6 protein-coding genes and 1 pseudogene are annotated in these 11,860 nt (G+C 65.9%); 5 read left to right on the forward strand and 2 right to left on the reverse strand.

The genetic code is table 11. From position 1 onward, the window contains the following. Nucleotides 1-1,381 (forward strand): tryptophan halogenase family protein (locus tag AC1DZ6_RS13625; RefSeq protein ID WP_477097702.1); only part of this gene is annotated, 1,381 nt, incomplete at its 5' end. Beyond that, nucleotides 1,378-2,898, forward strand: a complete 1,521-nt coding sequence (locus AC1DZ6_RS13630) for a tryptophan halogenase family protein (RefSeq protein ID WP_477097703.1) — start codon at nucleotides 1,378-1,380, stop codon at nucleotides 2,896-2,898. The genes AC1DZ6_RS13625 and AC1DZ6_RS13630, both read left to right, overlap by 4 nt. On the opposite strand, the pseudogene AC1DZ6_RS13635 reads toward AC1DZ6_RS13630, so the two are convergent. Next, nucleotides 2,877-4,586: pseudogene (locus AC1DZ6_RS13635) on the reverse strand (glycoside hydrolase family 43 protein); the annotation flags it as partial. The gene AC1DZ6_RS13630 and the pseudogene AC1DZ6_RS13635 sit on opposite strands and share 22 nt — an antisense overlap. A gap of 340 nt (nucleotides 4,587-4,926) precedes the next feature. Here AC1DZ6_RS13635 and AC1DZ6_RS13640 point away from each other — a divergent pair. Both AC1DZ6_RS13640 and AC1DZ6_RS13645 read left to right on the forward strand, forming a co-directional pair. Further along, nucleotides 4,927-8,004 carry a TonB-dependent receptor gene (locus AC1DZ6_RS13640; RefSeq protein WP_477097704.1) on the forward strand — a complete coding sequence of 1,026 codons (3,078 nt, stop codon included), beginning with the start codon at nucleotides 4,927-4,929 and terminating at the stop codon, nucleotides 8,002-8,004. Nucleotides 8,005-8,204: 200 nt separating this feature from the next. Continuing rightward, a complete protein-coding gene (locus AC1DZ6_RS13645; RefSeq protein ID WP_477097705.1) occupies nucleotides 8,205-8,837 on the forward strand; it encodes a DJ-1/PfpI family protein in 633 nt (210 codons plus the stop codon). A 4-nt stretch (nucleotides 8,838-8,841) separates the two neighbouring features. On the opposite strand, the gene AC1DZ6_RS13650 is transcribed toward AC1DZ6_RS13645, so the two are convergent. Continuing rightward, complete coding sequence (locus AC1DZ6_RS13650) at nucleotides 8,842-10,956, reverse strand: alpha-glucuronidase family glycosyl hydrolase (RefSeq protein WP_477097707.1); 2,115 nt, start codon at nucleotides 10,954-10,956, stop codon at nucleotides 8,842-8,844. Between the two features lie 224 nt (nucleotides 10,957-11,180). Here AC1DZ6_RS13650 and AC1DZ6_RS13655 point away from each other — a divergent pair. Beyond that, on the forward strand, nucleotides 11,181-11,860 hold a 680-nt coding region (locus tag AC1DZ6_RS13655; RefSeq protein ID WP_477097706.1), incomplete at its 3' end, for an enolase-like domain-containing protein.

Consider the following 11,860-nt stretch of genomic DNA (forward strand, 5'->3'; position numbering starts at 1 on the left):
GGTCGGCGTCGGCGAGGCCACCMTCCCGCCCATCCTGACCTTCAACAGCATGCTGGGGATCGACGAGCGCGAGTTCATGCGGGCCACCCGCGCGACCTTCAAGCTGGGCATCGAGTTCCGCGACTGGACCCGCCTGGGCGATCGCTACATTCACCCGTTCGGGACCTTCGGCCTGGATATCGAGGCCATCAAGTTTCACCAGATCTGGCGCAAGGTGCGCGACAAGGTCGGGCCCATCGAGGACTTCAACCTGGCGGCCGTCGCCGCGCGCCAGAACCGCTTCGCCATGCCCGACCCCGATCCGGCCAAGGTGCTGTCGAGCCTGAAATACGCGTTCCACTTCGACGCCGGCCTCTACGCCCGCTTCCTGCGCGGCTTCGCCGAGGCGCGCGGCGCGACGCGGGTCGAGGGCAAGGTCGCCGACGTCGCCCTGCGCGGCGAGGACGGCTTCCTCCAGTCGGTTACCCTGGAGGACGGCCGCGTGTTCGAGGCCGACCTGTTCATCGACTGCACGGGCTTTCGCGCCCTGCTGATCGGCCAGACCCTGGGCGGCCGCTATCTGGACTGGAGCCACTGGCTGCCCAACGACCGGGCCGTGGCCATCCCCTGCGACACCGCGGGCGACGGCCTGACGCCCTACACCCGCGCCACCGCCGACAAGGCCGGCTGGCGCTGGCGCATCCCGCTGCAGCACCGCACCGGCAACGGCTACGTCTATTCCAGCGCCCATATCGGCGATGACCAGGCCCTGGACAGCCTGATGGCGGGCCTGGACGGGCCAGCGCGGGCCGACCCCAATTTCCTGCGCTTCACGGCCGGCCGCCGGGAGCGGGCCTGGATCAAGAACTGCGTCGCGATCGGCCTGTCGTCGGGCTTCCTGGAGCCGCTGGAGAGCACCAGCATCCACCTGATCCAGGCCGGGATCACCAAGCTGCTGGCCCTATTCCCGGACAGGGGCTTCGATCCGCTGGAGATCGACGAATACAACCGCCTGACCGCCCAGCAGGTGGAGTTGGTCCGCGACTTCATCATCCTGCACTTCAAGGCCACCGAGCGGTCGGATACGCCCTACTGGGACCACGTCCGGACCATGGAGATCCCCGACAGCCTGGCGCGCAAGATCGACCTGTTCGCCGGGCGCGGGCGGCTGTTCCAGTCAGACTACGACCTGTTCGCCGAGCCTAGCTGGATCGCCGTGCTGCTGGGCCAGGGGATCATTCCTCGCCAGTACGACGCCCTGGTCGACACCCTGCCCGAGGCCGCCCTTGTCGAACGCCTGAAAAGGATGTCGGCCCTGATCGGCCAGACCGCCCAGGCCATGCCCGGCCACCAGGCTTTCATCGCCCGCTATTGCGCCGCCGACGTCGGAGTTCCCGCATGACCGACCAACGCCTGCGCAAGATCGTCATCGTCGGCGGCGGCACGGCCGGCTGGATGACGGCGGCCGCGCTGGGCCGTTTCCTGAAGGACGGCCACACCCAAGTGACGCTGATCGAGTCCGAGGAGATCGGCACGGTCGGGGTCGGCGAATCCACGATCCCGCAGATCAACATCTTCAACCGCATGCTCGGCCTGGACGAAAACGAGTTCGTCCGGCGGACCAAGGCGACCTTCAAGCTGGCCATCGAATTCCGCGACTGGAAGCGGATCGGTCACGACTACTACCACCCGTTCGGCCCCTATGGCGTCGATATGGAGGGGGTGTCGTTCYACGCCTACTGGCTGCGGCTGAAGGCCATGGGCGAGGCCGCCGACCTGACCGACTATTCGCTGCAGGCCCTGGCCTCGGCGCAGAGCAAGTTCATGCGGGCCAACGGCCAGCTCAACTCGCCGCTGGGCACGCTGTCCCACGCCTATCATATCGACGCCGGTCTCTACGCCCGGTTCCTGCGCGGCTACGCCGAGGAACGCGGCGTGCGCCGGCGGGAGGGCAAGATCGTCGACGTCCACCAGCGGGCCGAGGACGGCTTCGTCGAGGCGGTGACCCTACAGAGCGGCCAACGGGTCGAGGGCGACCTGTTCATCGACTGCTCGGGGTTCCGGGGACTGCTGATCGAACAGACCCTGAAGACGGGCTTCGAGGACTGGTCGCACTGGCTGCTCAACGACCGCGCCGTGGCCGTGCCCTGCACGCTGGGCGGCTCGAACCAGCCCGTGACCCGCGCCACGGCCCGCCCGGCCGGCTGGCAATGGCGCATTCCGCTGCAGCACCGCCTGGGCAACGGTTACGCCTATTCCAGCGAGCACATCAGCGAGGACGAGGCGACCGCCTATCTGCTGGCCAACCTGGACGGCGAGCCGCTGATCGATCCGTTCACCCTGCGCTTCAAGGCGGGGCGGCGGAAGAAGAGCTGGAACAAGAACGTCGTGGCCATCGGCCTGTCGGCCGGCTTCATGGAGCCGCTGGAAAGCCAGAGCATCCACCTGATCCAGGTGGGGATCTCGCGCCTGCTGGCCATGTTCCCCGACAAGCGTTTCGAGACGCCCGACATCGACCGCTACAATCGGGTGATGCAGTTCGAGTACGAGAAGATCCGCGACTTCCTGATCCTGCATTTCCACGCCACCCAGCGAAACGACACGCCCTACTGGGACTATCTGCGGGAGATGCCGATCCCGGACTACTTGGCCGACAAGATGGCGGTGTTCAAAAGCTATGGCCGCGTGTTCCGCGAGAACGAGGAGCTGTTCAACGACACCAGCTGGTTCGCGGTGATGATCGGCCAAGGGATCGAGCCGCGCGGCCATGACCCGATGGCCGACGTGATGTCCGACCACGATCTGCGGGCCAAGATGGACAACATTCGCGCCGTCATCGCCAAGTCGGCGGAGGTCATGCCCGACCACATGCGGTTCATCGCCGACAACTGCGCGGCTTTAGGCGCCCCGTACGCGTAAACGCCCATCAGCGCTCCGACGAAGCCGCCGGCCGTCTTGGTGCTGAGGATCGAGCCGTCGGCGTCGGCTTTCAGGGTCGTCCACCGTCCCTTCGCCTGGCCGTAGGAGAAGTCGTAGGCTCCGCCCCGTGCGTCTATCTTTAGATAGACCGGCTGGCCGGTCTTCAGGGTGATCGGAGCGCTGGCCAGCACCACGCCGTCAACCGGGTCCTCAGGACCGGCCCGCCGCTCGAGCCGCACCACCGTCTTGCCGCCTTCCAGGGCCACGCCCAGGAAATAGTAGAAGTCGTCGTTCTGGATCACGACCATGCCGGCCTTGTCGCCGGGCCGGGTCGGGACATAGCGGACGGCCGTCGAGGCGCTGGCGTTCAGGTGCTGCTGGCGGCGGCCCCAGAACGAGGGCTGGACCTTGCCTCCCAGCTTCTGGTCGCGGGCCTCCAGCACCAGCCGCCCGCCCTTCAGACTCCACCACCGCTCGGTCGGATTGCGGATAGTCATCCAGTTCAGAGGCAGTTCGGGTCCGTCAAACTCGTCGCGCGCCTGGAAGGCGCCGCTGGTCTGCAAGACCGGCGCGGGCTGCTGGGGCAGGTTCGGCTTGGCGTGGACATAGGGAATGGTCTCGCCCGCGGGCAGGATCACCGGCCAGCCGTCCTTCCAGGTCACCGGCAGCAGAAAGGTCTCGCGGCCGGTGTTGTAGAGATCGTCGCCATAGGGCCGCACCGCCAGGAAGGTGGCCCACCAGTCGCCATTCTGGGTCTGGACCAGGTCGGCGTGGCCCGCCGAGGTAATCGGCAACGGCCGGTCCCTGGGCAGGCCGCGCTGGGTCAGGATCGGGTTGTGCGCGTAGGGAACGTAAGGGCCCGTCACCTTGTCGGACCGAAGCGCAACCTGGGAATGCCCCTCGGCCGTGCCGCCCTCCGCGGCGGTCAGATAGTAGCGACCGTCCACCTTGGTGATGTGAGGCCCTTCGATCCAGATCGGCTTGGTCGAAGGATCGACCCCGCCGTCGACCAGCACGGTTCGCGGGCCGATCATCTTCTGGGTCTTGGGGTCGTATTCCTGGATCCAGATGGCGCGGTGGCCCTGGTACAGCGGCGCACGGTCCGGAGGGCCGTTGTTGAGGATCCAGCCCCGGCCGTCGTCGTCGAAGAACAGCGAGGTGTCGATGCCCTCGATCTCGGGCAACCACACTGGGTCCGACCACGGCCCCTTGGGGTCCTTGGCGGTGATCAGGAAGTTGCCGCCGCAGTCGACACAGGTGTTGAGGATGTAGAAGACGCCCCCGTGCTCGGTGATGGCCGGCGCGAAGACCCCGCGCGACAGGCCAAGCCCCTTGAAGTCCAGTTGGCCGGGTCGATCGATCGCGTTGGCGATCTGCGTCCAGTGGACCAAGTCCTTGCTGTGGAAGACCGGAATGCCGGGGAAGTACGAGAAGGTCGAGTTGACCAGATAGTAGTCCTCGCCCACCCGCGTGACGCTGGGATCGGGATAGAAGCCCTTGAGAATCGGGTTGGCGTACTGCCCCGGCCCCGCCTTGAAGGCCTTGTCGGAAGGATCCGCGCCTTGGTAGGCGAACCAGTCGAAGCTGGCTTCTCCCAAGGTCCCTTGCGGCGCGGCATGGCCGGCGCAGGCGCCCAGGACCAACAAGCCCGCGCTCGCGAGCCCAGCGGAGACGGCTTTGCGAGTCATGCTTCCTCCAACGACGACGCCCCTTCTCTTCCGATTTCGGCGAGAGCTTTTCATTGGTCATACCAGGGCCCGGCCTGAACAGACAGGAGACGCTCCCGAGCGTCAAGGTAGCGGTAACTTAGGCCGGTGGTCCCGCAGCCACACCTCGCGACAAATGGCCAGACAATGTTATTCAAAGAGGTATGACCTCGTTGACTTGCGAGGCCTTACCTCGTAACCATTCACTCCTGTGACCGCTACCATGACCCCTTTTCTCGTCGCTCAGCGCTGACGATCGAAGGCGGATCCTGGAGGTTCGTAGAACAAGTGCCCAGAGCACTGAGACTTAGGGGAGAGACACATGGTTCAATCACTACGTTCGCGCGCGCTGCGCCTGGCGCTTGTCGGCGCCAGCTGCCTGACCGGCCTGGTCGCCGCTCCGGCCCTCGCCCAGACGACGTCCGCGCAAGCCTCCAACGCCGACACGGTCGAGGAAGTGGTCGTCACCGGCTATCGCCGCAGCCTGGCGCAGTCGACGGTCGCCAAGCGCGAGTCGACCAGCTTCGCCGACACGATCTTCGCCGAAGACATCGGCAAGTTCCCCGACTCCAACATCGCCGAGTCGTTCAACCGCATTCCCGGCATCACCATCACCCGCGACATCACCGGTGAAGGCACCAATGTCGCCATCCGCGGCTTGGGCTCCAACTTCACCAACGTCACGCTGAACGGCGCCTCGATCGCGGTCGCCTCGTCAGGCGCCACCGACGCGCAAGGCACCGACCGTTCGGTCGACCTCAGCTTCTTCCCGACCGACCTGTTCACCAAGCTGACGGTCAACAAGAGCTATTCGGCCAGCCTGCTGGAAGGTGGCGCGGCGGGTAACATCGACATGCGCTCGGCGCGTCCGTTCGACCGTCCCGGCCAGTCCGTGACCATGAACGTACAAGGCGTGAAGCCGGACGGCGCCGACTGGGGCGGCAAGGGCTCGCTGATCGCCAGCAAGACCTGGGAGAATTTCGGCGTCCTATTCGGCATTTCGGGCCAGCGCCTGAAGACCGATACGCGTGGCTACGAGACGATCGGCTTCACCAACCCGAACCTGTCGGCGGCGCAGTGCGGCGCGACGACGGGCTGCAACCCCACGGGCGGCGGCAACTGGACGATCCCGGCTACGGTGCCGGTCGGCGCGGGCGGCGGCCTGGTGGCCGGCCAGACCATCGACCAAGCCTACTTGCTGGCCCACAATCCCGGCGCCTCGATCCAACAGATCGATAACGGCCTGCTGCCGCGCCTGGGCCGCCCCTCGGCCGAATATGGCCGTCGCGACCGCTTCAACGCCGTGGGCAGCCTGGAGTGGCGGCCGACCGACAACCTGAACTTCTACATCGACGGCATGTATGGGTATAAGAACAACGACCTGCTGCGCGAGGACATCGCGTGGATCGTGCGGAACGGCGCGATCATTCCTACCAACACCAAGTACGACAAGACCGACTGCTCGACCGGCTGCACCGTCACCCAAGGCACCTACGCCAACTCGCAGTTCTTCCTGGAATTCCGTCCCTATCTCGAAAAGACCGAGCTCTGGGGGATCAACCCAGGCGGCGAGTGGCGCATCAATGAAAAGCTGAAGGTCGAAGGCCAGCTCAACTACACCAAGAGCAACTTCCACCGCGAAAGCCCGACCTTCGGTCCTGTGACCGCGCTGGGCGTCGGCACGACCGTCGATTACACCTACAATCCGAACGGCATTCCGACGATCAAGAGCAGCGTCGACCTGAACAATCCGGCCAATTTCGTCTGGAACGGCGGCCGGTTGAACATGCAGGACGAGAAGCGTTGGTATGAGACAAAGGGCGCTCGCGCCGCCATCACCTGGGGCGACGAGACGCTGAACCTGAAGTTCGGCGGCAACTACGACGACGTGTCGCGCACCATCCGCGGCTACGACAATACCCAGCCCTGGCAGAACGCGACCTGCGGCAACAATCCGAGCATCAATCTGCCGTCGCCCAACGGCCAGCCGCCCTGTCAGGGTCTGAACCAGCCCGGCGCCGCCCCCGCGGGCTATCCGACCTATCCGGGCTACGGCACGGGCTATACGGCGGGCCAAACCGGGACGCTCACCTACGCCGGCTCGCTGATCCCGACCACCAGCCTGGCCAGCTATCTGAAGCCCGGCCCCGCCGGCTTCGTCACGGTCGACTGGGACGCGGTCAAGAAGGCCACCAAGTACGATCAACTCCACGACAATTCGCCGGAGACGGGCGGTTCCAACACCGGCGCCAGCGGCGGCTCCATCAACGAGAAGAACAGCGCGGCCTATACCGAGCTGAACGGCGTCACCCAGATGCTGGACAGCGATCTGCGCTACAACGTCGGCGTCCGCTACATTCACACCAAGCAGACGATCGGCGGCCGCGTCTCGATCGCCGATCCCCGTAACACCCTGGCGGGCGGGGCCCAGCTGCCGGACGGCTCGCGCTATCCGAACATCACCAACTTCGTCTACACCGAGAACACCTATTCCAAGTGGCTGCCGGCCGCCAACATCGCCTATGACGTCGGCGAACACGCCGTCGCCCGCGTGGCGGTGTCGGAAACGATGACCCGTCCGGATCCGGCCGCCCAGTTGCCCGGCGTAAGCTTCGGCGCGCCGTCGGCCGACCAAGCCACCATCGGCAACTCGGCGCTCGAGCCGTACTTCTCGAAGAACATCGACCTTGGCTTCGAGCTTTACACCGGCGCGGAAGGCGTGATCGGGGTCAACGCGTTCCGCAAGTCGATCACCGGCTTTACGCAGAACCAGGTGACCACCCAGCCGTTCTCGTACCTGGCCCAGTACGGCATCACCTACGACACCCTGAACGACACCCAGAAGACGGCGATCAATTCGCGCGGCGGCCCGACCTCGGCGCAAGTCCAGATCCAGTCGCAGATCAACGTGCCCAACAAGCTGACGATCAACGGCCTGGAATTCCAGTGGGTGCAGCCGCTCGACTTCCTGACCAGCCGGTTCGGCGTCGAAGGGTTGGGCTTCAACGCCAACGCCACCATCGTCGACCAGACCAGCAATGGCCCCGCCATCGCCTATGGCGTGGCCAAGTACAGCTACAACCTGACGGGCTATTACGAGCACAACGGCCTCAGCTTGCGTCTGAGCCAAGTCTACCGGAAAGGTTCGCAGTCCAGCGGCGCCAACCAGAACGGCGTCACCGCGGCGGCGCTGTTCGCCGACGACTACAAGCAGACCGACTTCTCCTCCAGCTTCGACCTGGAGAAGATGTTCGGGCTCGAACGTGTGCCGCAGCTGACCTTCAACGTGACCAACATCACCAACGAAAAGTTGCGCTCGCACTTCCAGTACGACAACGCCACCTTCACCTACTACAAGCCCGGCCGCCAGTTTCTCGTGGGCATGCGGGCGACCTTCTAGGCGCGAGACGGGAACGGACGGCGACTCGGCATCCGAGGCCAGTTCCAAAAACTTACGCGAAACACCTTCCTTCCTTCGCGTTCCCCAACGGCGTGTCTTCGGACACGCCGTTTTTTTATGCCCCTGTTCCCCGTGGATTGACCTGATCGCCTGGAGCGCGCCAACGTTGTCCCCAGGGCCAAGGACAAGCGAGGGGCGACATGAGGCTGGGCATCCCCGTTTACGAGGGCGTCGATCTGCTGGATGTCATGGGTCCGCTGGAGATGTTCTATTGGGCCGGCAAGGACCAACCGCTCGAGACCCTGATTATCTCGCGGGACGGTGGTCCGGTGACCGCCATGAGCGGCGTCCGCTTCGACGCCCAGGCCAGCTTCGACGAGGTCCCGACCCTGGACGTGCTGTGGACGCCCGGCGGCGATCCCAAGGTGCTGGGCCAGATCATGAGCGATCCCTGCTCGCCCTACCTGGCCTATCTGCGCCAGGTGGCCGAGGACGCGACATGGGTATGCTCGGTGTGCGAGGGCGCGCTGTTGCTGGCCCAGGCGGGCCTTCTGGACGGGCATAAGGCCACGACCCACTGGGCGTTCATCGCCTGCCTGCAGAGCTTTTGCGAAATCGACGTCGACACCAGCAATCCGCGCTTCGTGGTGTCGGGCAACCGGCTGACCGGCGGCGGCATCTCGTCAGGGCTCGACGAGTCCCTGCAGCTGATCATGATGCTGTTCGGCCAGGCGGCGGCCGAGTACGTCCAGGTCCAGACCCAGTACTTCCCTGACCCGCCGGTGATGGGGACCATTCCCCCCACCCCGGCGTGCCCGGTGACCTGGTCCTGACGCGCTAGCCCCCGCCGGGCGCGTAGGGGAAGCTCAGACCTTCGTAGTAGTCCAGCGAATGGGCCGGAGCCGCCTCGCCGGCCGGCAGCGGCAGGCCCGAGAAGGTCTGGAAATAGGCGATCGAGGCGTCGCGCCACCACTGGGCTTCGTTGCGCTGGATGACCAGGAAATCGGCGACCTGCGCATGGCGCTCGGGGTCGACATAAGGGGCCAGGCCCGCCCAGGTCTTGCCCATGCCGTCCACCGTGGCGACCCCGTGCGAATAGTGGGTCACCAGTCCGTCCCAGAGGGTCTGGCCGGACTTCAGCTTGTAGGTCCACGGGAGGTGGTGGAACCACAGCAGGTCGCGCTCGTCGATCGTCTTCAGGTCCGAGAAGCGCTTGGCGACGACGGGGGCGTACTGGGCCGTGGCGTTGCTGCCGGTGGCGGTGCGGTCGAAGCCGATCCCGTCCTTGCCGGCCTTGGCGTAGTAGACGCTGGTCCAGTCGGCGCGCGGCCCTCCTGTCACCCACGGTCCAGGACCATAGTGGTGGCTGCGGCCCATCTGGTGGTGCAGGCCCAGCGGCGTCATGTAGTCGACCGCCGCCTCGCGCGAGCCCATCATCATCGCCACGGTCGGGGCGACGAAGCGCGGGTCGGTCGAGAACGTCATCCTGGCCCAGTCGGCGGCGATGTCCTTGGTCGAGGCTTCCGGATCCCAGGCCAGGCGGCCGAAGACGTACCAGTTGGCCTGGTCGAACTGCGACCCCGACCAATTGCGGTCGCGGCCGATGTTGGCGACGCCGGCCATCAGGGTCAGCGGCCGATTGTCCAGCGTGCCGTCCACCACCTTGGCCACGGTCGAACCCTTGCCCTTGGCATAGGTGTCGGCCTTCAGGGTCTCCTCGTAGAGCGGGCCCAGATAGACGAGGTGGGTGGCGAAGCCGAGGTATTCCTTGGTGATCTGGAATTCCATGCCGAGATTGGTCTTGGGCATGGCCCCGAACAGCGGGTGAAACGGCTCGCGCGGCTGGAAGTCGATCGCCCCGTTCTTGACCTGGACGATGACGTTGTCGCGGAACTGGCCGTCGAACGGCTTGAACTCGCTATAGCCCTGCTTGGCGCGGTCGTCCGGCTGCTCGTGCGAATAGACGAAGGCCCGCCACATCACGATCCCGCCGTGCGGCCCCACGGCGTCGGCCAGCATGTTGGCGCCGTCGACATGGGTGCGGCCATAGTCCTGCGGACCCGGCTGCCCCTCGGAATTGGCCTTCACGAGGAAGCCGCCGAAGTCGGGGATGGCCTTGTAGATCTCGTCGGCCTTGGCCTTCCAGAAGGCGCGGACGGCCGGGTCCTGAGGATCGGCGGTCTTCAGCCCGCCGATCTCGATCGGAGCCGAGAACCGGGCCGACAGATAGACCTTGATCCCGTACGGGCGGAACACGTCGGCCAGGGCCGCGGCCTTGGCGATATAGGGCGCGGTCAGGCTGTCGGCCTTGGCGTTGACGTTGTTCAGGACCGTGCCGTTGATCCCGATCGAGGCGTTGGCGCGGGCGTAGTCGACATAGCGGGGATCGGTGTAGTCCGGCAGCTTCCACCAATCCCAGAGCGAGGCGCCGGCATAGCCGCGCTCGACATGGCCATCCAGGTTGTCCCAGTGGTTCAGCAGGCGGTGGTTGACCTTGGGGGCCGACAGGATGTCCAGCGTATCAACGCCCTGCCCCGTCTGGGCCAGGCGCAGATAGTGGAAGACGCCGTACAGCACGCCGATGTCGCTGTTGGCGGCGATCACGGTGGTCTTGCCGATCGTGCGAATGAGGTAGCCCTCCTCGCCCGCGCCCTTCAGCGGCAGGTTCAGAGCCGCGACGGCGGGCGACCCGGCGGGCGTGCCCAGCAGGATCGTGGGACCGTCGGGCGCCGGCGCGCCGCCGACCAGGCCGTCCAGCCCGCGCTGCAGCTCGGCGCGCGCGATCTTCAGGGTGGGTGTGTCGGCGCTGGCCGCGATCGTCCGGACCGCCGGACGCTGGGCCGCCGGCAGCGGCCGATAGCGCAGCCAAAGGTCATAGCCGTCTTCCGCATGGGCCGCGGAGGCGCCCAGGGACGCCGAAATCAGGCCCGCCGCAAGGCAAAGCCCCCGCATGAAGGTCACAAGACGCATGTTTTCTCCCGGCGACACCATGCCGTACGACGCGAGAGGGCGCGACGGTCTTGATCTTGTGATACCGCTACCTTGAGCAAAGGTCGAGACACCACGACGCCAGTGGTCAGACCAATAGGTTGACAACCGCGCCGCCTGATTTAGACCGATACCGCTACCATCCGACTTTGCCAACTGGGTCAATGTCGGGTCAACGAAAGCGTGCCATGCCGAAGATCACCGCCGCCAGAGTCATCGTCACCTGCCCGGGGCGAAATTTCGTCACCCTGAAGATCGAGACCAGCGACGGGGTCCATGGGGTCGGCGACGCCACGCTGAACGGCCGCGAACTGGCCGTCGCCAGCTACCTGACCGACCACGTCATCCCCTGCCTGATCGGGCGCGACGCCCATCAGATCGAGGACATCTGGCAGTACCTGTACAAGGGCGCCTACTGGCGTCGTGGTCCCGTGACCATGGCCGCCATCGCCGCCGTCGACATGGCCCTGTGGGACATCAAGGCCAAGATCGCCGGCCTGCCGCTTTACGAGCTGCTGGGCGGCGCCTGCCGCACCGGCGTGATGGTCTACGGCCACGCCAACGGCGCGACGATCGAGGAGACCCTCGAGAACGCCGCCATCTATGCCGAGAAGGGCTACAAGGCCATCCGCCTGCAGTCGGGCGTGCCCGGCCTGAAGGGCGTCTACGGCGTCTCCAAGGACAAGYTSTTCTACGAGCCSGCCGACGGCGACCTGCCGACCGAAAGCCTGTGGTCGACCGAGAAGTATCTGCGTAGCGCACCGGGCCTGTTCGAGGCGGCCCGCGACAAGCTGGGCTGGGACCTGCACCTGCTGCATGACGTCCACCACCGCCTCACCCCGATCGAGGCCGGCCGCCTGGGCAAGGA

The organism is Caulobacter sp. P1_B12_2 (assembly GCF_056406675.1).

Bases quoted from the DNA above. Each gene is read 5' to 3' on its own strand.
- AC1DZ6_RS13640 (WP_477097704.1), top strand. From the start codon at position 4,927: ATGGTTCAATCACTACGTTCGCGCGCGCTGCGCCTGGCGCTTGTCGGC.
- AC1DZ6_RS13645 (WP_477097705.1), top strand. From the start codon at position 8,205: ATGAGGCTGGGCATCCCCGTTTACGAGGGCGTCGATCTGCTGGATGTC.
- AC1DZ6_RS13650 (WP_477097707.1), bottom strand. From the start codon at position 10,956: ATGCGGGGGCTTTGCCTTGCGGCGGGCCTGATTTCGGCGTCCCTGGGC.